The sequence below is a fragment of the Streptomyces flavidovirens DSM 40150 genome, from assembly GCF_000429085.1.
GTDB lineage: Bacteria > Actinomycetota > Actinomycetes > Streptomycetales > Streptomycetaceae > Streptomyces > Streptomyces flavidovirens.
The window spans coordinates 1-24510 of sequence record NZ_AUBE01000040.1 but is presented as its reverse complement, the minus strand read 5'-3'; the positions used below and the strand labels follow the sequence as shown (position 1 = coordinate 24510).

Genomic DNA, 24510 nt, shown 5'->3' with positions numbered 1-24510 from the left:
CCCCGTGTCCCCGTGTTCCCCCCCCCCCCCCCCCCCCCGCACGGCACGCATCCTCCAGTCCGCCACGCGCCATTCAGGCCGCCGAAGCAGTTCGAGCAGTTCGAGCTGCCGCGCTGAAGCGCACGAACGTCGCCGATGGCGTGAACCCGTACTGCTGCGCTGCCCGCTGTGCCCGTAACCGCTGCCCTTTCATCTGCATCTGTGGGAACTGCTCGCGCAGCCGTCTGCGGGACGGCGGCCGCATGTATGGTGGCGGTCGCCGTCTTCATGGGCCTCGCGGCCGCAGATCGGCTTGGCAGCATGATGGAGGCGGTCGCAGGGCTCGTGGGTCTGGCTGTCTCGACGATCGCCCGTACTATGCCGAGCGGTACCAACCCAGCGGACCAGGCAGAGCGGATCGTGGCTAGGGGCAAGACATGGCACTCTTCCCTTCGTGAAGTCATCTGGGGATGTGGATCAGTCCGTTCTGCATGCAGCGTTTTTGCCGCCTCGGGCTGCGTATTTGATCGCTGAGGGCAGTACTGAAGGGTTTCGCCGAGCGGTCGAGTGCGCTAGCACGCGCTGGGGTGGAGTAACAGAACCCATTGTGGTGGTGGGCGCCCATGGTCTTGCCGAGCCGGTGGTTACAGTCTTGCGGATGGCGGACGTGGAGTCGCTCGTCCGGGTTGATGCCCCGATTGGAGCCTCCCGCCTGATCGCTGATGAACTCACTCTCGATCTGATCGAGCTTGATGCCATCGATATGGAGGGCGACTCTGTCGAGCCGTGGGGCCCGCCTGTCAGCGCTGTGTGGCTCGGCAATGCGGACGACACAGCGCTGGTAGTCATGGACGAGTCGGCACCGCTCTGGCAGGTTGCTGCGGTCGGCTACCTGAGTCCTGAAACGCGTGCCGAGTTGCCGGCGGACTTGGCGGTGCGGCCGCCGATGCAGGAGGACGAGGTCGCCAGGCACCAATTGTGGAAATCCACACTGATTGCCAAGACCACGGAGGAACTCGACGAGCACGGCCGAACCCATGTCCCTCGTGGACCCGCACTGGTGTGGGTGACCGAGTCCGATAGCGTCGAAGACTGTGTGGATTTCTGGAACATCAGGGCTCTGGACTCCCTGCAACACCCAGACGCTGCCCCCTTGCTGCTGCTCCCGGGTGACGGCGTGCAGCACTGGCTCAATTTCGACAAACAAGTCGCGTCCCACATGCTGTCCCGACCCTCCGGCTACTCACCCGACGTCCTCCTCTGCAGTCACACCACGCCTGAAGAACAGCTGCACAGCATCGCTGGCACACTGTCTCTCGTGCCCGGGGGCCCGGAAGAAGTCCGCTACACGAGCAGCTGGTGGCCGACACCTTCCAGACGAGCACCCTTCACCTACCAGGTGAACGCAGATCCTCTGCGCCGTCGCCCGACCCGCAAGTGGGGACGCATGGTCTCCATCGAGGTCCACCAGTTCGCGGACGTCACCCGCGCCCGAATTCCCTCCCCGGTCAACATCGCACCCCACGCGCTGTTGCTGATACGTCTGTGGGGAACGGCGCTCAAAGGGTTGCCATGTCGCGACAGCGTTGCCGAGATGATATCGACCGGTGCTTCATGGCGAGACGGCTGTCTGCAGCTCGTGGAATCGTCGACTGCGGAGCATGTACTTGATCTGCGAATCCCGTCCCTTGACCAGGTCACGCATCATCTGCTGGAGCAATCCACCCAGCGGTACGAGCTGTCCGATAAGGGAAAAATGGGGACTGCGTTGATGTCCCGGTCCGATATCACCCAACTGCTGCGACCGAACCTCTATGAGGCTCTGATCGGTCTGACTACCAAGCGCACCGCGCACTTCGTGAAGGAACTGAAGAAGCTGCGCATGGAAGCTGCGGACCGGGCAGAGCTCGAGCAACTGGCAGCCTCGTGGGGCGGCCGAAGCCCCCGCATGCACCGTTCTGCCAATGGCATGGGCCGGCTCCAGACAGCTCCGGCAGCTGAAGCCATGGAGGCAGTCAGCGCGATGGGCTGGGCCGAACGAGGCCTGTCGTTCACCTGCAACCACTGCCGCCTCGACAATTTCATCCCGCTGCGTGAAACTCAGGCCGCAGTGCAGTGTGCCGGTTGCCGAGCCCCTGGTGCGTTCGAGCGGGATGCCGACGGGATCGCCATGCATTATCGGCTCGACAGTTTCGTCGACCGCGCGTGCGATAACGGTGTGCTGCCGCACCTGCTCGTCATTGCCGCCCTCGCCCGTGAACAACCGCACTCGTACTTCCTTCCGGGCGTCGACGTCTGGAAGGACGGCAGCGGCTCAAAGAGAGAGGCCGACATCTACGGTCTGTATGGGGGTCGACTCCTGGCTGGCGAAGTAAAGACCCAGGGCACAGAGTTTGCAAAGCCTGGACAGCTTCAGCACGACGTCGAAGTCAGCGCCGCTCTCGGCGCGGACATCCACCTCATGGCAGCCATCGACGCCATCTCCCACGAGGTGCGGCAAGCAGCGCAACTGCTGTGTGATGAACGGGGAGTCGAGCTACTGATACTGGACCGAGCCGCGCTGCGTCCCGCCTCATGACTGGCCCGCAGAATTGCTTGTCCGTCGTGTGTTGGCCCGGCGCAGCGTCATCCCCACCACAGGAGTGCGTGAGGGCTGCGCAGATGGATGCAAGCAACAAAGCGGCGGCCAGCGCTGGCATGTAACCGTGGCGGTCGGCCCCCGCCCGCCACAGCTCCGGGTTCGGCTATCACCGGCGCGGGGCCAGACCTCGGCGCCAATGACGGGGGCAGCGGGGGTAGTGGCGTCCGCCCCAGGGCTCGGTGTCGACAGGGGCCGGCCAGCATGCACGCCGGCTCGCGGAACGGATGCGGCCCGGCCAGACCGGCCACCGCGAACTCCACGAACACCAGCTGCGGTTCCGGCTCGGCGGGGCGCGGCACGTAACCAGCGCCGCGGTCCGTAGCGACAGGTGCGCCGCCCAGGTCCTGCATCTGCTCGCAGGTGATCACCGACCAGCGCTGATTCCGCGGCCGGTAGCGGTCGCCCTCGGCCCTGTTCGTCTGCTGGCAGGGCGGCGAACGCGGACTTCAGGCCCCCCGCGACTGGGATGCCTGGCACCCTCAGGAGGGCGTCCGCGCGCCCGCAGACACGACTCCGCGACCTCCGCCGGCCGCTCTAGGACATCGCTGCTCAGGATCCGGCGCGCGTCCCGGAGCAGGCCCATCACCCATACGCCCGGTGCGCCCTGCGCGGCCAGGACCTTGTCGACCACGGGCAGTTCGTCTCCGCTGGCCGGCGGCATGTCGTGCTCACCGGTGCACCGTAGAACCCGGCGGGCGATGCCTGGGCCGGAACCAGACAGTCCGGCCACTGGGCCGGAGCTGGCGCAGCCGGGCGGGGGCGTGGCGGATCACTCTTCGTCGCGGGTCTTGTACGACGGGAAGTTCACAGCCGAGCCCGCCGACCTGTACGAGATGGGCTTGAGCGGACGCTAGAGCTACGCCTCTGTGAGCTGAAAGCAGTCTCAGCTGCCCGGAACGACGGTGTAGCGGAGCGCAGACTGCGACAATGAGGAACAGTCAGGGGTGGGCGCAAGCAGGGCTGCTCGGCTCATAGGAGCGGTGGGGGCACGTGAAGTCGTGGTTTGATCGTTTGGCGTCGATTCCCGGCATGGCTTTCAGCGGGAGCCCCGGTGTCGTCCGTGGGGAGCTGCCGGGGGCCCGGGTGCGTCCGGATGAGTCGTACGGCACGCCGATGTGGCCGACGCCCCAGGGCCATACGTCTGCGACGCCGGCCAGTCAGCATGTGCCCTACGACGCGAGCGGCGAGGATCTGGTGGCTCGGGTGTGGGAGGCGTTGGAGCTTCCGGGCTCGGCGATGGACTACCACTTCGTGCTGCAGGGTGCGGTCGACCGGCTGTGGAGCACGCGCGGTTCGTATCCTGCGGCGCTGGATCTGCTTGAGGTGTTCGCCCTGCTGGACTTGGAGTTGATGGAGGCTGCGCCCCAGGCGGTGTCCTTTGACGCCACAGATCCGGTGTCGTTTGTGAGGGTGACGTCTGTGCCCCGGCTGGTCGACCTGCTGGAGCGCGAGGGCGCTTTCACCGAGGCTCTCGCTGTGGCGAAGCGGCTGACGCGTTTTGGGCAGGGTGAGGATGCGGTGGGGCGGCTGTCGGAGAAGGCCGGTGCGCTGGCGGCCGAAGCCACGGCTGCGGACGGGGCGTGGTGAGCGTGGGGCTGGAGACGCTGGTGTCTGCCGCCTCCTACTTGGAGGAGGCGTTCTTGCGGTGGGTTCTCACTCCTGCCGCGGATGCGGGCATCGTGCAGCGGGTGCACAGCCAGTACCCGGTCACCGTGCAGGAGCGCACGTACCGGCTGGACTACCTGATTGCGGGTGAGACGCTGCAACTGGCCGTCGAGCTGGACGGGTTCGCCTTCCATAGCGACCGGGCCGCGTTCACCTACGACCGGCTGCGGCAGAACGACCTGGCCGCCACAGGTCTGACCGTGCTGCGGTTTTCCTACGACGCGGTGCGCACGGACACGGCACGCTGCGTGGCCCAGCTGCAGGCGATGCTACGCCGCGATCCACTGCTGGCTCCTTGGGTGACTGCGGTGCCGAACGTCGAGGTCCCAGATATGGCCGGGGATCCGATGCGGGCTGCCGACCCGCCCCGCGGTGCGGCACCAGTCTGGCCGATGCCGGACGGTGCGTACTTTGACGAGGTGCGGGGGCGGGTGGACCGGGGGCCTCTGCGGTCCTGCCAGGACGAGGCGCTGGCCGCGCTGGCGAACTACTACGCCTCCGGGGGCCGGCACGCAGCCACGGTAATGGCCGTCGGGGCCGGAAAGACGGCCCTCGGTGTGGCGGCGGCGCTGTCGTTCACCAGAAGGCGGGCGCTGGTGGTGACGCCGGGCTCGGTGATCCGCGGCACCTTCGCGTCGGCTCTCGCCCCGGGGGCGCCCGGCAATGTGCTGTACGGGCTGGCGGGCGGTCCATTGCTGCCCGGTACCCGCCCGCCGGCCACGCTGGTGCTGGACGCGGAGGGGGAACACATCAGCCAGGTCAGCCGGCAGCGGCTGCTGGCCGCGGACATCGTGGTCACGAACTTCCATGCGCTGGGAACGGGCGAGAAGAGCGGGGATCTGCTGGCCAAGCTGGAGCCGGAGGACATCGACTACATCGTGGTGGACGAGGCGCACATTGCGGCCAGCGATTCCTACCAGCGGCTGTTCGCCCGCTTCCCTGGTGCGCGCACGCTGCTGATGTCTGCGTGCTTCACCCGCCTGGACGGCAAGCCCATCGATGCCGATGTCGTCTACCGCTACCGGCTGGTGGACTCCGTGGCGCACGGATCGGCGAAGAACCTGCGGGCGCACCGGTTCGCGCCCGAGACAGCGTCGACGGTTTACGAGGCGGTGTGGCCCGACGGGCGGCGCGAGCAGGTCGTGGGCCGTGACGCTCTGCTGAGCGTGCTGGGCGACGAGCGGAAGCTGGCGCGCATCACCGCGCAGTCCGAGGCGCCGATCCGGCAGGTGATGGCGGTGACGCGGGCGTGTCTGGACGCGCAGGCCAAGCTGCTGGCCCCGGTCAGGCCGCGGGTGCTGTTCGCGACGATGGGACAGGCCCACGCTGAGCAGATCGCGCGGATCGCTGAGGAGCACGGCATCGCCTGCGCCACGCTGCACCACAGCATGCCGGCCTCGGCGATCGCTGCGACGCGCAGGCGGTTCGAGTCCGACGCGGGTGACCTCGAGGGCCTTGTGCAGCTGCGCATGCTGGGCCAGGGCTACGACTTCCCGCCCATCACCGTCGTCGTGCCCCTGCGGCCTTATGGCAGCTTCGGCGAGTTCTACCAGTTCATCGGCCGTGGGGTCCGCGTTCTGCGCCATCCCCATCTTGCCCCCGACCAGCAGTACCTGGACGTGGTCTGCCACGCCGAACTCGGCTTGGAAAAGCACCTGGAGGCGTTGTGCGCGGACAACGACATGGACCCCGCTGTCCTGCTCGACGCCCCGCTGATCGACGCCGACATGCTGGTCACCGCCCTCGACGGCGGTGACGACAGCCCGAACGGGGCTGGCCCAGCGAGGGACGGCGGGATGGATGCGTTCGTGCTGTACGAGCGAGGGCGTGTCGAGGAACGAGTGATCCACGGTGTGGACCGGGTGGAGGCGCGGCGGGATGAGCGAGAGAGGCAGCTGCTGGCGCAGCGCTACGCCGTTTACGCGCAGTCCACTGCGGCTCCGGTCCCGTTCGAGCAGTTCGTCGAATACATGCGGAGGCTGACCGGTGGCAAGTGACCAGACGTACTGGTGGCAGTCGGCCGAACTCGCCAGCCCCGAGGAGGCCCTAAGCCTGGAGGTGGCGGCCGGCCAGCAGCAACGTTTTGCCGAGCTCGACGCGCTGGCGGCCAGATTGCTGTCCGTGGCTCTCGCCGGACAGCCTGTGGCTACCATCACCCTCGGCCGAGGGCGTCACACCCCGGACACCGCCTTGGTGACGGCCCTCACCAAGGCGGAGGCCGTCTTCTGTGCGAGCGTCTTCGGTGTCCAGGAGCAGCAGCGGCGCGGCGCGTGGTATTTGCCGACGAAGCTGTCCGTGAAGGCAGGGGCGGTCGACCTGCCGTATCTGCTGCGTGAACGCCCCACCCACGCTCTGACGCTGGCCGCCGATGAGACCGCCCGTCTCACTGCCGTGGAGGGTGCGGACACCATATTGCTCTGGGCGCTGCTGGTGCCGTTGTTCGAGACGCTGCTTCAGCCGGTCCGGCTACGGGCGGCGGGAGATATTTTCCCGCCCACGCAACAGCAGCAGTTCTGGGCGTTGATCGAGGAGCGCTACCGGCTTCTGGGCATCAAGGATGGTGTGCTGGATGCATTCCGCTTCGGCGGCGGCTGGCACAAGCTGGACCGTAGTGGGCAGCAGCAGGCTCGTTTGGAATTGCTGGACACCCTTGCTGGTGCCGACCTTGTGCAGCTCGTCGCCCGTCACCGGATCCAGCGGCTACAGGGGCTGATGGCCGGCTTCGCCAAGAAGGCGAAGGCTGGCACGGCCCTGGCGCGGCGGGTGCTCACGAAAGAACTGCAGCCGGTCGCCTCCGCGTACTTCGGGGGCGACTGGCTGGCCGTTTTGGGCTATCTCCAGGCTCTTCCTCACCCGAACGAGGAAATCATCACTGCTCTGCCCGAGCCTCGTCTGTATGTGGGCACGTCTGCCCAGACGGCCGGCGTTGGTGCCGAGGCGGGCATCGCGGAATCCGAGGTTCAAGCGATGCTGGCCGCTTTCCTCGGTGGGGGCAGTTCCATGTCTCCGGTCGAGGAGCGGGCTGTGGCGCTGCGCAGCTGGTGGGCGGGCTTTGACCAGACGCATGCCGTCCAGTCGCCGGGGATGCCGTCTTTGTGGGGCCTGGTCGATCAGGAACTCATGAGTCTCTCCCGTACCGAGCAGGGCTTCGCTCCCCAGCTGTACCGGCGGTGTCTGCCCGCCGACGTGCTCGGACAGATCGGGCGGCTGTGGGAGACGGTGACGCTGCAACGGCACCCCGGCAGCATCGTCAGCAACCCGCGGCCGCACCAGACCATGGCCGACGCCCTGGGTCCTGCGGGCGAGTTCTGGCATGGTGTGGGCTTGACTGCCTGGTTCGTGTGCGAAGGGCCTTACTCCCGCACGACCTTGCGCCGCCTCGAGCGCTATTACAGCAAGCCCCTGGCGGCCCTGCGTGCGGCAGGCTGTCCCGTCGACGCGGTCTTCTTCCGCGAGCTGCGTGTTGCAGAGCAGATGCTGGGGCCGGAGGAGGATGTCGCGGACCATGCGAACAGCGCGGTCGAGACACCGTTCGGGCAGGTGACGTTCACCTCCGGCATGGGCCACGGCACGCGCCGGGAGGGCTTCGAGCGGGTACGGGACCTCATAACCCGATTCCGGCGTGCCTGGGCCGAGCAGCACCTCGATGCCTACCTGCACCACCGGTGGCGTTCCGAGCTGGAGAGCGTCGCCCACCAGCTTCACCGCTTCGTTGCTGAGAAGGGGCGCCAGCCCACGCTGATCCAGTTCTCGCGGTTCGCCACCACGGCGGCCAACCACTGGACCGGCGGCGATCTGGGAGCGCTGTACACGGCTATCGGCGAGCCGGCTCCCGCTGAGCAGGAGCGGCCGGCCCGTCTGCTGGCCGGTGACGGCTACGACTTTGCCCGGCGGGCGTACCAGGAAATGGGGGGCAAGCCCGTCGACCACGACACCTGGATGACCAGCCCGGAAGAAACCCAACGGCAGTGGCAGCTCAGCCGTCTGGCCACGGAGAGCTTGCGCTACCTCCAGCTACAGGAGGCACTCGGGCAGCCGCCGACCGGCAAGGAGTTCGGCGCCCAGCGTCTGACCTGGCCCTGGCCCGGCGAGGAGACCGAAGGCTGGCCCATCTTCCAGCACGTCATCGCCACACTCACCTCCATCCGCCTGCCCCCGACCCGACGCCACTCACCCATGGCCCCGGTCCACAACGAGGAATACGGCGCTCGGCAGACGCTGGCCAAGGGCGCCAACACGACCGTGGCCACCGAGCCGACGACTGTCCGCATCACCTGCACCGGCGCACCCGTCGATATCTCCGCTGTACTCCTCACCCCCAACGGCAAGGTACGCAACGACCACGACCTCGTCTTCTACAACCACCCCCGCCACGACGGAGTCCGCGTCGGCGGAGACACCGTCACCGCCAATCTGAGCCTCATCCCTGACGACATCACCTCCATCGCCGTCATCGTCAGCATCGACCTCGAGGCCCAGCCCACCGCAGTCTTCGACCAGCACACCCAGTGGCAAGCAGACATCACCCAGACCTCCGGCACCCAACTGGCTTTCACGCCGGGGCCGTTCTCCTCGGGCGAGACCGTCAGCATCGCGGTGGAGCTCTACCGCCATACGGGCGGCTGGAAGGCCCGTGGCGTCGGACAGGGCTACGACACCGGCCTCGCGGGCCTAGCCACCGATTACGGCATCAACGTCGAAGCCTGAGGCTCCCCGCATCACCCCTTGGCGGGCGCCTGAAGGAACGCGCCGGGCCATGGCTGACGATCCACCGCCGCTGGCGCGCTCTCAGTGCAGATACCCGCGCGGATCCATGCTGTGGGGCCGGGCTGGCGGGAGCTGCTGGATGGTCTGCATGAACAGATCCGCGCGACCTTTCCCGACTGCCGTCTCCTCGATCTCAAGGAGAAACTCGGCGGTCTACGCGTCTACGTTGAAGGGCGCCGGGCAGCGGCGACACCCTAAGGAGCCTGATCGCCCCGCCGAGGCGGAGGCGGAGCGCACCTGTGAGTTCTGCAGATCACCCGGCAGTATCCGCACCCGCAATGACTGGCCGGGAGGATGGCGCAAGGCGATGTGCGGTACTGCCACATCGCCTGGTCAGCGCATCGCAACATGATCGTTCAAGGAGTGGTGCGCGGCCGCAGGTGAGGCAACCGCCGGTGGCGTACCGGACGGGCGGCTGGGCGGCAGCCGGGCGCAGGGTCAGCCGTGTCGGCCACCACTGGCGCCCGCCGTGCTGTATGACGCTTCACACCAAGCCGATCTGCCCCAGTAGGTGGCGGGTATCGGGAGATGCGTCTTCAAGGGTGTGGCCGTGTTCGAGGCTCTTGAAGACCACGGCGCCCTTGGGGACCCGGTCGGCGTGGAAAGTGGACCATGTACGGCAGGTCGGGCAGTCCCGGCCGATCAGGAACGGGCGAAGCAGGTGCAGTGCGCCATCGGTGTCGCGGAGGTAGAGGCTGCCCTTCTCCAGGTCGTTGCTGGGTGAGGTCATGGTGCGGGTCGGGACAACAGGGTGGTCTCCGGCAAGTTCCCGGTATTCCACGCAGGCGGTGCGGGCGAAAGTGTCCCAGCGGACGTCGGTGACTTCAATCAGCGGTAGGTCGGCCAGGAAGCGGGCTCGTTCGACCAGGCGGGTCAGGTCGGCGAAGGCGACGTCGATGGCATGGGGCAGCTCGATCGGGTCGACACGCCTCAGGTGGGCTTGGTCGTTGCGACGCTCGCTCAGGGCTTGCCGGGCCTTCTCGGCGTCCGCGTGTGCCAGCAGTGTCCGGATGTCATTGAGGGGGTGGGCTTCGGGGAGGTTGTTGAGCTGTCGGCTGGTCGCGGCTTCGTTGAGTACGTTGGCCCAGTCACCGAAGCCGGGGCCGCTGCGCCCGCCGGCGAGCTTGTCCCGGATCGCCGTCACGGCCCCCAAGGTGATGTTCTGGGCGTGGGTAAGGGCGAGGACGAGCTGGGCGACGTAGCACAGCAGTTGCTCGGCGGTGTCCAGAATCGCGGCGTAGGCAGCCTGGGCGTCACCGGCGCTGATGCGGGCTTCGGTCTCGCGCCAGCGGTAAGCGACGGGATAGGGGAAACGGGTGCGCACGCTGTGGCCGAGGTCGTCGAGCAGTGAGGCTGCTTCGACGCGCAGCCTCAGTGCGCGGCCGGAGTCGATGACACGGGCGCGGGCACGGGCTGCGGTCTTCTCCAAGAAGACGGACTCGATCACCGACTCCGCCTCCTGCTCCCACCGTTTGAACTGCTGCTTGGCAGCCGTCATTTCGTCGAGGGCCTTGGTCAGCGCCTCATCGGGCTGCGGAACAGGCAGCGCGGACAGTGCTTCCATGGTGGTAGTGGCCAGCCGTGGCCCGGACAGGGTCAGGGCGAGCGGGGTACGCAGAAACAGGGTGATCAAGCGGGCCTGCGGCCGGGAGAGCGGCTTGATGGGCCTCAGGACCACCACTTGGTCGGACGCGGCGGCGGGCAGGTCGTCTTCACCGACCTCGGCGGTGAAGAAGCCGTGCGGGGGCACAATGAATGGGGCGATCAGACGGCGGATCACCAGGTCCCCTGCAGCAAGTTGCTGATCTTCCGGGATGGTCGCCCACAGGGTTTCCTCCGATGGCGGGGCGATCGTGCCGTCCCGGCAGATGTCCCGCGGCCGGACCATGCGCACCCCGCCGGGATCCTTCGATGACGTCAGCTGCTTGCCCCTCTTCAGAACTGCGTCACTGAAAGGGGCCCGGTGAAACGTGAAGAGATCACCAAGGGCATTGACGGCTCCGAACCCGGCCAGGTCCTCACGGCGTTGGAGGATGTGCGGGTCGAAGCGATCGAAGTACAGGCCCTGGTCCGGGCCGGGTGGCTCCCGCAGCACATAGCCGTACTCTCCCCTGCCGCCCTGACGGGCCAGCAGCCGCTCGAAGTCCTTGACGACAGCTGCATCATCGAGGCGGGGGCACGGCACCTGGAAAACCTTCAGGACTGGCCTGGTCTGTGCACGCGGCCGCAGGAAGACAACCGCCGATTCCATACTCACATGCATCTGCGTCAGCATTCCTGCCCCGTAGAGCACCAGCAGAGTGTCCCAGTGTTCGGCCACCTTCGTGCGCATCTCGGCCGCCCAGGGACGGTCCGATACCCAAGCGGACGCTGGAAGCAGCACTGCCATCGCGGCATCGGGTGAAGGCGGACGGCAGGAGATCATGACCTCGGCGTAGAAGGAGTCGGAACCCACGGCACAGCGCCCGTCCGACTCCGTCCTTCGCTCCCATGTCGGCGCCAGGAGCAACGGTCCGTTGGCGAGAAGTTCTCCAGAACGCGCGGCCAGTTGGTCCCATGGCAGCTCATCCACGCTCTGCCAGGCTTCCGGCGCCTGAAAGATCAACCCGTTCCTTTGGGCGAACCTGGCGCTGCTCAGCACCCTCGGCGAGCCCTGGGCGAGCCGCTCGAATCCAATGGCGACCAGCTGTTCGCTGAGTGACGACAACCGTGTGGTCTCCACCATGCTTCCCCCAAGCGCTCTCCTGCTGACGAAGCCTAGAGGCTTTTGATCATCGTCATTCCCTGATTCGTTGCTTGCGCCCCGGCGTGGACAGCTGTCGGTGAGCGCCTGCTGCAGCAGCGGGGGTGGTGAACCTATGTTCCCGGGCCGGCTGGATCATGCGCACACGGTCTCCCTTTGAGTTTCCGTTCCGTCCCGGTACGTCAGGGACGTTAAGGTGATAGCGAAGCGCACCATGGGGGGTGCCGAGTGGGCAGGGCACGCTGGAGGTGAGTATGGGGCTGCGCCCGACACACCTTGGCTACGCCTACCAGGACCTGCTCACCGCGCTGCGACTGGTGGACCTGGCGGTGAGACATGCGGATTCCCTGCTGGTCGACACGAAGATGTTCACCGGGGACCGGTTCGACGACATCACGTGCGAGTGGGGCACCGGCAACCGCGAACGGCTGCAGATCAAGCACACGGATCACGACCGTACGTTGTCGCTGGAGAGTTTCATGACGGACAAGCGAGGCCTGCGTCTGGATCTGCTCTTCTCTTCAATGGACCACGACTTCGCCTCGGGCCCGGGTGTCTCGCACCGCCTCGTGGTGCGCGACACTGAGCCGGAGGATCCCGAGCTGACCCGGGTGCTGCTCCCGGTCCACGCGAGCGCCGATCCCGGGCCGGCGCTGCACTGCCTGAGCAGCAAACGGTTCCGTTTCAACGCGGCTGCGTTGCGTGCACACGCTCCGTGGAAGGAGATGCTCGCCCAGGTCAGCGATGACCTGCTCGACCGCGCTTGCGCCTCCCTGGTCGTCGACACGGATCTTCCGGCGTGCTCGCTCAACATCCGCGAGCCCGGGCCGGCCGAAGCGGCCTTGCTGCATCGCATCACCGAAGAACTCGGTGCCGGACGGCCTCCGAACCGGCACCGCACGCCCGAGGAGGTGGCGCTGGCTCTGATCGAGGCGGCCAAAGCGGCGCGCAGCCGGGCGGGGACCGTGATGGTCGAGGACCTGCTTCCCCGTCTGAGCCTGGAGGTCGACTTCGGAGCGGTCCGTGAGGGGCATCCCGTGGACCGTGCCACCGAGGTGAGACGTCCTGTGGTGCTCACGGGGGTGGTGGCGGCCGTGAAGGAGGCTGCCCAGCAGGGGGGTGTCGTGGTGGTCACCGGCGCTCCCGGCATCGGCAAGTCGTGGTTGTGTGAGCAGCTCGGGGACACGCTGCGGGAGACGTGGCTGGCGGTGCGGCATCACTGCTGGCTCGGTGCCGCGGACGTCGACCGTGAGCAGCGTGTGCTGAGCGAGGTCGTGATCGGCAGCCTGCTCAAACAGCTGGGTACGGCCGTTCCGGAGGCGCTGAAGCAGGTCAGGCCACGCTACGCGGCCACGCCGGAGACGCTCACGGCCGCGGTCACGGCCGCGCGCGGCCTGGCACCGGACCGGCCGATCGCGCTGATCGTGGATGGTATCGACCATGTCAGCCGGGTTCTTGGCTCCACCTTCGGAAGCGCCTTTCGCCTGCAAGTGGACCCGGCGGCCTCTCTGGTCGCGGACCTCACCGCCCTGAAACTGCCGCCCGGTGTCGTGCTGGTCCTGGCCAGTCAGCCCGGCCCTCACCTCGAGGCCGTCGACGTCGGTGCCGTGCGCCTCACCGTTGCTCCGCTCGACCGCGCCGAACTGCGTACTCTGGCGGACCGTCTGGGCGTGCTGACGGCCCTGGCGTCCGTTCCTGCCGGTGAGGGGCTCGATCCCGCTGCGCGGACGGAGGCCGCGGTCGCGCTGATCGAGGAGCGCTCTCGAGGCAACGCTCTGTACGCCACTTATTTGTGCAGGCAGGCCGTTGGTCCTGTCCCGGGCCTGGAAGCGGCGCCGGCACCAGATGGTGCAGGCGATCCTCTGGAGAGGCTGCGGAAGGTGCCGTCGTCGGCGCACGACCTCGACGACTACTACGCCTATCTGCTGGCCGGTCTGACCCCCGGGCAGCGTTCTGCTGTCAGCATGCTCGCGGTCTGCGACTTCGCTGTGACTGCACCGGAGCTCGAGGAGATTTTCCCGTTGCCCGGAATGCAACTCGGTGCCGCGCTGAACAGTGTGGCACCGATCGTCGCGCAGCAGCCGGGTATCGGCGGACTGAAGATTCATCATGAGAGCTTCAGCCGCTTCATCCGCCGGGTCGACGGCGACGAGGGGTGGGTTGATCAGGTCCGGTCGCAGGCCGCTGACTGGTTGTCCCGGCGGGGCTTCCTCACCGATCCTCGCGCCTTTCGGCACTTGCCTGAACTGTTGGCCGCTCTGGGGCGCGATGACGAACTCGCTCTGCTGATCGGACCCGATTTCCTCTCCTGTGCGATTGCCGGGCTGCAGCCTCCTCAGGCCATCGTCCACACGCTGACCGTTGCTGCGCGGCGTGCGGCAGTCCGCAGCGACTGGCCCACGCTGGTGCGCTGTATCGAACTGAGCCGGGCTCGGGCGACGTATGAGGACGAAGGCCTGCCGGGTTCCCTGGTGCCGTATGCGGATGTGCTGGTGGCGCTGTCGGGAGCCGATCGCGTGGCGGCAAGTTTGATGTATGAGGGTGTACCGACGATGTCCGCTCGGTGGGGTCTGCAACTGTGTGCGGCGGTCGACCGGGCCGGCTGTGCCGCCCCGTGGGAGGCATACCTCACGGCCTGGGAGGCACGCAGTGACGAGCGTGTCCACTACGGTTCCGCGAGCGATGAGTCGGTGTTCCTGGCGGAGTTGCGCGGACGGATCCGGTTGCCGGCCCGGGCTGCTGACGATGCCGAGCCCGGGCAGGTCCCGCGTACGCTCGCGCAGCGGGTGGCGCGGTTCCTCGACCAAGAGGCTCTGACAGCGACTGAGCGTGCGCTGGATGTGCTGTTGGAGTGTCTGGGTCCCGGCCCGTTGCTCGAGAGCACGGAGCTCATTGAGCAGCCCGGCCGGCGCGCGGCCCTTTTGCTGCGCCTTGCAGACGCCCATAGCGCGGCAGGCAGCACTCTGCCGTCTGCCCGCACGCTGGCAACCGCGGCTTGGGCCAGCGGGCCGTGCGACCCGCGGCGCCTGCTCCGCCATGGCGTGGCGGTGTCGGACCTTGCCGAGGAGATCTTTTCGGGGGACATCGCCGCGGTTCTCGCGGAAGCAACCCAGGACGTACTAACCGACCGTGCCAGCGGCCTGTCCGGCCCGGTGACCAGGTGGCTGACCCTGCTGGCCGTCGCGCATGCCGCCGATCCGCTGGCGCTCGCCCGACTGCTCCCCCTCCTGGACGGCGACGGCTTCTACCGTGCCTGGCTGCGCTTCACTCTTGCCGCCGTCGGCCTGCACCGCGACGTCGAGGCGGGCATCCTCACGGCCGAATCCGCGTCCGCCACCGTGCGCTTTGCGCTCGAACAACTGGGCCGCCATGCACACGCGTTCACGGGCAGTCCCCGGGCCTGCGATCTTACGGACATCCACCGGCAGGTGCGGCAGGTGCTGCACGACGCCGTCGCCCTGCTGCGCGGCGACGATGTTGCTGCGGGCATCGCCTCCTTGCAAACCGTCAGCAAGGGCACCACCACCTCTCTCATGGGCATGGCCGGAACCGGCCCGCTGATCACCACGGAGCTGGTGTCCCTGCTCGCCGGGAGCGTCGGCCGGGCCGGGCGCGACGTCGTGCACGAGCTCATGCGCACGCTTCGCGAAGCGCAAGCCGAGCGCCGAGCGCTGTATGCGGAGGACGCCGACTTCGAACTTGAGATGGCCCGCGTGAGTCTCGCCTGCGACGACCCGCACGAGGCGCAGCGGTGCTGGGAACGTGCTGCCCGCTACATGGGGGCCTACGGCGGCCACAAGGACATCACCATTGAGGAGCTGCTGGATCCGCTGCCTCAACTCCAGCAGGTCGATCCCGTGCAGGCGCAGGTGCGTCTGGCACGTACGCAGCCTCTTGTCTATCTCGTCGCGGACTGCACCGACGGGCGGGGCACGGCGGGAACGCCGCAGGAGTGGTGGCGCTTCCTTGCACGCCTGGATCCGCGAAGTGCCGCGCAGCTGGGCGCCCAGGTGCTCCTGGCCGAGCCCGGGCTGCCCGATGGCCGGGTGGACGCGGCCCACCGGCAGCTACTGGCCACACAGGCTGGCACAGCCGACCCCGTCGTTCTGGCCGCGTTGCGCATCGCGGCTGGGCCTGATGGCCGCAGCATCCAGCAGGACGTTGCTCTGCTCACACGGCTCGCCGACCTGCCCGACGACGACGCGGCACGCGCATCGCGGCTCCTGCCGGTGCTGGCCAATGCGATCACCTCCACCTACGACGACCAGACACTGATCGCCGCATCGCAGGATGCCGGGGACGAGCCCGCTTCCGCGCTGCGTACAGCGGCACGGCGCTGTGGCGGCGAGGGCGGCTCGCTCTGGGCACCCCGCCCCGTGCCCGACAAGACCTCACGTGACTGGTCCGGCTCCGAGAAGCACCCCGCCATAGACGCGTATCTGCACGCCCAGCAGCGTCCGACACTGCCAGAAGGCGCTGCCGGCGCGCTTGCCGCAGTCCGTGACCGCAGCAGCAAGGCATACAACGACCCCTCGGGCCCACGATGGTCGAGGGATGCCCTGGCCAATGCGGTCGGGTGGCGTCTGTTGGAGATCATCGACGGTCAGGGAGCAGACGCAGCCGCCCGGTTCCTGCATCGGATCGCCGACGAGATGAACGCCTCCAACCCTCTTGAGCTGCTGGCCGACCTCGCCGTGGGGCTCCGCTTGCGCCAGGACAGCGATCCTGGCATCCTCGGCCCGCTCGCCGCCACGGCGGGCATGCTCGCCTACACCAAGATGCGAGGCGGTGGCGGATGGCGTTCCTTCGGCGGCAATGACCGGCTGGATCTGTGGCAGCAGGCGCACTCCGCGGACCCGGCCACCGCAGCCCGCAACCTCGCAGATCAGGTGGCCCACGCCGTCGCCAAGGCGTCCTACAGCCGCACGATCGGTGTCAGCCTGGCCTTGGTCTCGGCGTTCGCTGTTCAGCCCCCGCTCGCTTCGCCCCCGGCTGTCAGTGCCCTGGCCTGTTGGGATGCGGCGTACGAAGTCATCGCCCACCGTCTGCCGGGCCGTGCCCGTCTCGGTCCGGGTGCCTACCGCCCGGTGTCGGAGCAAGCGACCCAACACGACATCGACACCGCGCTGTGCGAGCTTGCGTTGGCCACGATTGCCCTGCCCGACCGCGGCGACAAGCGCCGAGCCCTGATCGCAGCAACCGTTCTGCTGGCCAGCCGTTCCAGCCAGGCGCAGGCAGCCCTGGCGCACGTCCTGTCCTTCGACCTCGGGGCCGGCCCCCTGACCTGGCTCCTGACCGTCCTGCAAGGACACCTGCCCGACGGGCCCCTGGATGCCGCCCTCCTCGAACAGCTCGTCACGCTGTGCGGCAGTGACGTGCTGTCCGTCCGTGCAGATGCCTCCGCCATCCTGGCCCGCGCCGGCCACCAGGCGCCCGCCTCCGCGGCAACGGCAGCCCATCCGACACTCGCACGCGCCATCGCCGCCGCCCTCTCCCCCAACGAGGACAGCACATGAACAACCCTCGGGAGTTCGCGACCCACCTCGTCGACCACTACCTGGGCGACCGCCTAGACGCCGCCGGCAGTCCGGCCGGGCTTCGCGAGACCGTCATCGACCTCGTGATCGATGCCCTCCCCGACATCGAGACGCTCATGGGTACACAGCTGGAGCTTCTGACCAATGGACACCGCAGCCAGCTTCCCGACGCCTACCTCGCCGACCAGGCTGCCGCCGAAGACTCCCTGCAGCACGCTGCCGCTGGCCTGCGTGCAGCGCTTGCCCAAGCGGGACATCTCGGCAGTGCCCAAAACTTCGAACGCGGCGCGGCCACGCGACTACGCGACGACCCCCGCGCGGCCCTGCGTGCCGAACTCGCCCGCATTCCCCGCCCGTTGACTCGTCCCGAGGCGCTGGTGTGGTCGCTCGATCCAGCACCGTGGTTCAGTGAGAGCCATCAAACGAACAACCCCTGGCCGCCTTCCGGCTTCGCTTCGGTCGCAGGCCTGCGGTCCCTGCCAGGAAACGCCATGGCCTTTGCTCGCGTGAGCGAAGGCCCACACGAGGGCTGGGTGCAGATCGGCTTGTTCGAGCGGCAGCGCACTCCTGCACGCCGATACCCGGATCAGCCTGCCCGCCAACTGCAGATCGCCGTCGGTCTGGAGGCCCTCGACGACGACCCGCCGCCCGGCACGCTGCCGGCCTCCCAGGCTCCCTGGCAGCTGTGGACCAGCCCGTGGCGGCGCCTGGGACTCGGCCTCACGAACGAGTCAGCGGCCGAGCACATCAGCACTACAGGCGGCGCCCTGACAGCCCTCACTGACGCTGGAGCCACTGGCCTGATCGATGTGCCTCGTCCGCGCACCCTCAGCGGCCTCGGCCTGCCCCTCTACATACTTGCGCCCGCCGCCAGCGTCGTGGCCGCACTCGGACTTGAACCCACGAATGACATCTGCGGGTTCAGTCTCAGCGACGCCATCGGTGAGGCACTGATCTGCCGCCAGTGGCACGGTCACCTCGTCCACGACGGAAACTACGAACCTCTCCTGCCCGCAGTCGCGGGAGCAGATCTACTCATTCGCCCCGACCTGTTCGCCCGGCTGCACGACACGATCGGCGCCGCCCGCTGCCGAGCCGGCGTCAACGTCCACCCCATATCGGCAGACGAAGACGACGCACTCGACGACGAGGACTGAAGCCACCTCAGTGACGGTGCGTGGGTATGCCGCGGGTGTGTCCTGAAGACGGCTCTGACACGAAAGAACCTGTGACTGTGCTGGTCAGGTCACAGGTTCTTTCGTGTCAGAGGCGAGATCAAGACAGTCCCTGCTCTGGCCGCACCCCGACACTCCGGTGTCGGCGCGATGCGCAGCCGCGGAGCGGGAGCGCGCACCGGGTGCCGGTGCGGCTCCTGGGGTCTTCGCCACGACGTTGTTCAGCCGTTCTCGGCTGGGTTCACTTGATCTGCTGGTATCCGCTGCGAAAGCGCCCGCCCGGGACAGCGAACACGAGACTGTGGTGGAGTGACCCATCCCCCCTGCCTCCTGCGGACCGCTCCCTGCAGGGAGAAACAACCTCGTCGCTGATCTGTCGCATCGCGAGCGGCCACGGGATGGAAGCGAAGGCATTGTGGTCCTGCTGGCACTGGCGCAACCACCAGCCCAAGCACGAGGGCGGGGCGTGTCGGGCCGACGCAGAGGTGCTGCTGAACTCAGCTGGACGACGGCGCCTGGTAGGCCTGTGCGGCATCGAAGAAGACGTGCTGGCACGGGCGTTGCCGTCCTGGACGGAGAAAGACGCCAAGCTGCCGGCCGAGGGGGACGGGGTGCCGACAGCGGCTTGGCGGATCGGCGGCGCGGTCGCCGGGCCGGTGGCGTTCGGCTGTCGGCTGTGCGCTGCTCGGCGTACGGGGGCGGTGGTGCGGGTCGTGAGGTACGCCCCGCGGTGGGAGCGGGTGTGTGTGCGGCACGGGCGGTGGCTCCTGGACGCGGACGCCGACCAGTCCCTCGAGCATCTGGACGTGCGGCACCTTCCGGAGGTGGCCGGGGCGCAGCGGCGGTGGGCTTCGGTGGCGCGGCGGGCCGTGCGGGTGGGAGCAGAGCCGGAGCGGGTGTTCGCGCTGGCGCATGCGGTGGTGGCGCGGTGGTGGGAGCAGGCCTTGCAATGGGAGCGGGAGACGCTCTGGCCGCGGCGGCTGCATCAGGTCGCGGGCGGTGACGCCGGGGATGATCTGGAGTGGTGGCGGATCGTGGGGCGGGACGTGGTCGTCTTCCCGGAGGTGGTGGCGGTGGCCGACGCGCTGCTGGACCCGGGCATGGCCGAGCTGGTGTGGGTGGACAGTGGTGCGGGGCGGCCGCGGGCGCTGCCCGCCGACGGGATGTTCTGCCGCCGGCTCGGGGAGCGGGTCGGGCGTATGTGGCTGGGGCCGTTGGCGGCGACGGATCATGGCGGTCCGCTGATCGCCTGGATGGGCAGCGTCATCCGCCTGCGCCGCGGTGTCGGCGGTCCGCCTGGGTACGACAACGACCCGTGGTGGCTGCGCCGGGAGCACCAGCCCGCGACGATGGCCGGACAGCTGCGGGTGCTGGGCAAGGAGAAGAAGGCGCCAGGTTCGGGGAGGATGTGGCGGACGGTGGTGCCGCCCGAGCAGCGAATGCTGATCACCCGTGCGATCGAGAGGGCCGAGGAACAGCTCCACCAACTGCGTGGGGTGCAGACCGGGCCCACCGCCGACGTCGCCCAGCAACTCCTGCGCAACCTCCGCCACAGCGCCGTCCTGATCGAGAACGCCTGGAAGCGGACCGCCCTGGCCGCCGCGAACGCCGGAGTGCCTTTGGAGGAGGTGGCCCGGTGGGTGGACATGCCCGCCGAGACGCTCGGGAACATGCTCACGGCGGGCAAGCAGGAAGACGGTGGCTGAGAGCCAGGGGATGACGGGTGCGTTGGCTGTTAGCTGATACGGCACTCGTTTGTGGCAGAAATCCTGAAAACGACGGTGCCCGTCGGCGGGAACGACTTGGCTAACGCATGTGATCAGTACAGGAGCGGCCCGGTCCGGGGGCCGGGCAGGACGAGTGGCCGTGGATCGTGGGAGCGGGTTCGAGGCGGTGTTCCTCGATCCGGTGGGCCAGTCGGTCCAGCAGCGGTGGGCGGATGCTGCCATGACCGTGGCGTTTGAGGACTTGCCGCCGGTGTCGGCGTTCCCGGTGATCCCGGGACGGCGGTGGGGGCCGGGCTTGTGGTGGTCGGCGACCACAGGCCGGCATGTGGCTGCGGGGTCGAACGCGATGCGCACCCAGCTGATGGTCCTGGACCGCGACCCGCACGTGACGGGGCTAGCCGGACGGCCGGTACGGGTGCTGTGGCGTGAGAAACGGGGACGAGTGCGTTCCTGGGTGCCGCAGCTGTTCGCCCGATACCGCGACGGCACGGGTCTGCTGGCCGACTGCCCCAGTCACCCCGATGCCGGCGGCGAACGCGCTGTGAAGGCAGCCGAAGCGGTAAGCGAGGCGTGTGAGGAGATCGGCTGGGCCTACCGGCGCCTCCCTCCGCTCGCCGATGTGCCGGCCGCCAATCTGAAATGGCTGGCCGGCTACCGCCACCCCCGCAATGCCGGCCGTCCCGGCCTGACGGCGGCCGTCCTCAAGGAGTTCGCGCGGCCACGGCCGCTGATCACAGGCGCCGAAGCGGCCGGTGACCCCATCGAGGTCCTCCCCGCTGTCTTCCACGCCCTGTGGCACGGACAGCTGACGACAGGCCTGGATACGCCGCTGCACGAACGCGTCCTCGTCGGCCCTCCGGGCTGGAGTGGTCCGGGCAAGACGGGAAGTGCCGAGTGACCGCGCGGCGCAATGCGCGGCCGGCGGTGAAGGTCGGCGCGCATGTCCGTTTCCGCGGTGAGAAGTGGCAGGTGGTCGCCCTGTCCGGGCAGGTGATCCATCTCGTCGGCCCGGACGGCGGCGGTCAGGCCGTGCTCGCCGGGTACCTGTTCGCCGACCCCGGCTTCACCGTCATCGGGGCCGACGTACCCCAGGCCGCCCCGCAGTGGGGGCTGTTCGAGACCGCGCCCGCCGCGGCACGCGAGAAGGCCCTGGCCTGGCAGCGGCACGTGAGAGAAGTCGAATGCGGTCTTGCCGGCGGACCCGGCAGCGGTGGGGTGGTGCGGCCGCAGTACGACCCCGCACGGCACACGCTGGCCGAGCGGGAGCAGGCCAAGGCCGAGGAGCTGACCGCGCTCGGCTTCGGCCGCCTCTCGCGCACCACAGTGCAGCGCATGCGCCTGGCCTACCGCAAGCAGGGCCTGTGGGGGCTCCTCGACCACCGCACCACCCGGGCCTACAGCCCCACCGGGCGTTCCGACGAACGGGTCGTCGCAGCCGTCCGCGAGGCGCTGCGCCGCCGGCGCGGCCGCTCCACGGGCACCATCAACGGCCTGTTCCCACTGATCGGCCAGATTCTGGAGGACCGGCACGGCCCCGGTACGGTGCCCGCGCCGTCCCAGGCCACGCTGTACAGGCTCGTCACCACGCTCGCCCGCCCCGGCGAACTGCCCTCCGGACCCGTCCGCCAGATGCCCGCCAGCTTCGAGGGGCGGGCCTTCACACCTGCCACGGCGCTGCGGCCCGGCGAGCAGGTCCAGATCGACACCACCCGCCTGGACGTCCTGGCCCTCTTCGACGACGGCCGTCTCGCCCGGCCCGAACTGACCATCGCTATCGACGTCGCCACCCGCTCCATCCTCGCCGCCGTGCTGTGCCCCAGCGCGACCAAAGCCGTCGATGCGGCCCTGCTGCTCGCGGAGATGGCCGTCCCGCACCCCGCCCGCCCCACCTGGCCGAACATCCTGCGCATGGACCACGCCCGCGCGCTGCCCCATCAGCGGCTGGCCGCGCTGGACGAGCGCCTGGTAGGGGCGGCGGCCCGGCCTGTCGTGCTGCCCGAGACGATCGTCGTCGACCGGGGCAAAATTTTCGTCTCCCGGGCGTTCACCGCCGCCTGCGAGAGCCTCGGCATCAGCGTCCAGCCCGCCCCGCCCCACACCCCCACCGCCAAAGGCATCGTCGAGCGCGCCTTCGGCACCATCAACCACCTGTTCTGCCAGCACCTGCCCGGCTACACCGGCTCCGACGTCACCCGCCGCGGCCCCGACACGGAGAAGGACGCCTGCTACAGCGTCGCCCAGCTGCAGGACCTGCTTGATGAGTGGCTGGTGCACTACCACCACCGGCCCCACGAAGGCCTGCGCCACCCGATGATGCCCCGCAAAGCGCTCACCCCGAACCAGATGTGGGCCGCCCTCGTCGCCGTCGCCGGCTACGTACCTGTCCCGCTGACCGGACACGACTACCTCGAGCTGCTGCCGGTGCGCTGGCAGACGATCACCGCCTCGGGCATCCGCATCCACCACCGCACCTACGACGCGGATCTCCTCGCCCCCCACCGCGGCCAGCCCTCCCCCATCGCCGGCCGCGGCGGGAAATGGGAGATCCACTACAACCCCCACGACGTCCGCCAGATCTGGATCCGCCTGCCCGACGGCGAACTGACCGAAATCCCGTGGATCCACCGCGACCACGTCCACCGGCCGTTCGACGAACGCACCTGGCAGCACATCAGAACCCTCGCCCTGTACGGCAACCACAGCGACACCAGTCAGTACGAAGCCGGCCTCGCCGACGCCCTCGACCAGCTCATGCGCCGCGTCAGCAGCGGCCACGCCACCAAGGCCGAGCAGGCTCTCCTGGCCCGCACCGCTCAAGTCCCGCTCCCCACAGCCCGCGATTCGGACCACGACACCGAAGCACCCGCCGACAGCCCGGCGCAGCAGGACGACGACGACAGCATCGACGACCTCGACGACCTGCCCGACGACGACTTCAGTCCCGTCCCGGTCGCCGGATTCGGGCTCTACAACGCATACGAGGAAGCCGACAAATGGTGAACCCGAGCCAGAGAAGCGCGGGCAGCACACGAGTCGGTGCCAGCGCCAACGGCGGGGCCGAGCTGTCCTGGCCACTGACCACCTGGCAGGGCTGGCAGCGCTTCGCCACCACCGAGCCCGTCGCACCGCCCCAGCCCGGCGACCCGCCCCGCAGCACGGAAGAACGGCTCGCCTACCACTCGAGCTTCGTCACCATCCGCACCCCCGCCATCAGCACTCTCGCCACCCAGGTCCGCACCCTGATGATCCTCGGCCGTCACCAGCAGACCACCGCACGCCCCTCCCTCATCGTCACCGGACCCGCCGCAGCAGGGAAGACGACAGCCCTCCTTCATGTCGGCCGGGCCTGCCACCTCGCCCACACCCGCAAAAACGCGCCCCCGACCGGATCAGCGCACGCCGCGGTACCCGTCGCGTACGTTCTCGTCCCGCCCGGCGCCACCGCGAAAACCCTCATCACCGAGTTCGCCCGCTACCTCAGCATCCCCATAACCGCCCGCATGACCCAGACCCAGATCACCGACGCCGTCTGCCACACCTACACCCAAGCCGGCGTCCAGCTCGTCCTCATCGACGAAATCCACCGCCTCAACCCCCGTACCACCACCGGCGCCCAAACCGCCGACCTGATCAAAGACCTCACCGAACGCCTCCCCGCCACGTTCGTCTACGCCGGCATCAACGTCACCAACACACCCCTGTTCACCGGCACCCGCGGCGCCCAACTCGCCGGACGCGCCACGCTCGTCGACTGCGGCCCCCTCCCCGCCCGCCACGGCACCCGCCACCCCTTCCGCGACGTCATCACCGACATCGAAAACAACCTCGACCTCCAGCACCACAAACCCGGCACCCTCCCCCGCCACGCCCCCTACCTCCACCAGCGCACCGCCGGCCGCATCGGATCCCTCACCCGACTCATCCGCCAAGCCGCCATCACCGCCATCAGCGACGGCACCGAACGCATCACCAAAGCTGCCCTCGACGCAGTACGACTCGACCACCTCGCCGAAACCCACCACCGCCCCCGCACCCGAAACCGCTAACCCCGCCCGCCAGGCGAGCAGAACAGCCCTGACCAGCACAAATACCGTCCGGGCCTTTACACGCTAGAACTACCTACAACACACCCAACCCCACTCAGCACACAACACACAGCTCCAGCTCACACACCCTGACCACCCCGATCGAACCGTCAATTCTGTCTCTCAGCAAACCAGCAACACACCAGGCCAGCCAGCACCCAGCACACCAACAAGCCCCCCTTCCAGCGTCA

11 protein-coding genes are annotated in these 24510 nt (G+C 68.5%); 10 read left to right on the top strand and 1 reads right to left on the bottom strand.

Annotation, left to right across the window (positions count from 1 at the left end; genetic code table 11):
- Positions 1–637 precede the first annotated feature (637 nt).
- The 4 genes from G412_RS0130120 to G412_RS0130100 all read left to right on the top strand — a co-directional run bounded on the left by G412_RS0130120 (position 638) and on the right by G412_RS0130100 (position 8992).
- The gene (locus G412_RS0130120; protein WP_157839205.1) at positions 638–2557 is read left to right on the top strand and encodes a hypothetical protein; all 1920 of its coding nucleotides are present in this window, start codon (positions 638–640) and stop codon (positions 2555–2557) included.
- A 1053-nt stretch (positions 2558–3610) separates the two neighbouring features.
- Complete coding sequence (locus G412_RS0130110; RefSeq protein ID WP_028815278.1) at positions 3611–4207, top strand: hypothetical protein; 597 nt, start codon at positions 3611–3613, stop codon at positions 4205–4207.
- Between the two features lie 2 nt (positions 4208–4209).
- Positions 4210–6282 carry a DEAD/DEAH box helicase family protein gene (locus G412_RS0130105; RefSeq protein WP_244283317.1) on the top strand — a complete coding sequence of 691 codons (2073 nt, stop codon included), beginning with the start codon at positions 4210–4212 and terminating at the stop codon, positions 6280–6282.
- Entirely contained in the window at positions 6272–8992 is a 2721-nt protein-coding gene (locus G412_RS0130100; RefSeq protein WP_028815276.1) for a TerD family protein, read from the top strand. The genes G412_RS0130105 and G412_RS0130100 overlap by 11 nt, the downstream gene beginning before the upstream one ends.
- A 544-nt stretch (positions 8993–9536) precedes the next feature.
- Here the strand turns inward: G412_RS0130100 and G412_RS36735 are convergent.
- A complete protein-coding gene (locus G412_RS36735) occupies positions 9537–11777 on the bottom strand; it encodes a hypothetical protein (RefSeq protein ID WP_157839204.1) in 2241 nt (746 codons plus the stop codon).
- Positions 11778–12049: 272 nt separating this feature from the next.
- Between G412_RS36735 and G412_RS0130090 the strand changes: the two genes are divergently transcribed.
- From G412_RS0130090 to G412_RS0130065, 6 genes are all read left to right on the top strand, one after another.
- Entirely contained in the window at positions 12050–17311 is a 5262-nt protein-coding gene (locus G412_RS0130090) for an AAA family ATPase (protein ID WP_028815275.1), read from the top strand.
- On the top strand, positions 17308–18489 hold the full coding sequence (locus G412_RS0130085) for a hypothetical protein (RefSeq protein ID WP_028815274.1): 1182 nt from the start codon (positions 17308–17310) through the stop codon (positions 18487–18489). The genes G412_RS0130090 and G412_RS0130085 overlap by 4 nt, the downstream gene beginning before the upstream one ends.
- A gap of 563 nt (positions 18490–19052) precedes the next feature.
- Positions 19053–20213: a DNA-binding protein gene (locus G412_RS0130080; protein ID WP_425274524.1), complete on the top strand. Its 1161-nt coding sequence runs from the start codon at positions 19053–19055 to the stop codon at positions 20211–20213.
- Between the two features lie 154 nt (positions 20214–20367).
- Complete coding sequence (locus G412_RS0130075; protein ID WP_037650360.1) at positions 20368–21132, top strand: TnsA-like heteromeric transposase endonuclease subunit; 765 nt, start codon at positions 20368–20370, stop codon at positions 21130–21132.
- Positions 21129–23234, top strand: coding sequence for a Mu transposase C-terminal domain-containing protein (locus G412_RS0130070; protein WP_028815271.1), 2106 nt, complete (start codon positions 21129–21131; stop codon positions 23232–23234). Before G412_RS0130075 ends, G412_RS0130070 begins: the two co-directional genes overlap by 4 nt.
- A 74-nt stretch (positions 23235–23308) precedes the next feature.
- Complete coding sequence (locus G412_RS0130065) at positions 23309–24280, top strand: TniB family NTP-binding protein (protein WP_028815270.1); 972 nt, start codon at positions 23309–23311, stop codon at positions 24278–24280.
- Positions 24281–24510 lie beyond the last annotated feature (230 nt).

Coding starts and splice junctions, on each gene's coding strand:
- G412_RS0130120 (WP_157839205.1), top strand. CDS start 638: ATGGCGGACGTGGAGTCGCTCGTCCGGGTTGATGCCCCGATTGGAGCC.
- G412_RS36735 (WP_157839204.1), bottom strand. CDS start 11,777: ATGGTGGAGACCACACGGTTGTCGTCACTCAGCGAACAGCTGGTCGCC.
- G412_RS0130090 (WP_028815275.1), top strand. CDS start 12,050: ATGGGGCTGCGCCCGACACACCTTGGCTACGCCTACCAGGACCTGCTC.
- G412_RS0130085 (WP_028815274.1), top strand. CDS start 17,308: ATGAACAACCCTCGGGAGTTCGCGACCCACCTCGTCGACCACTACCTG.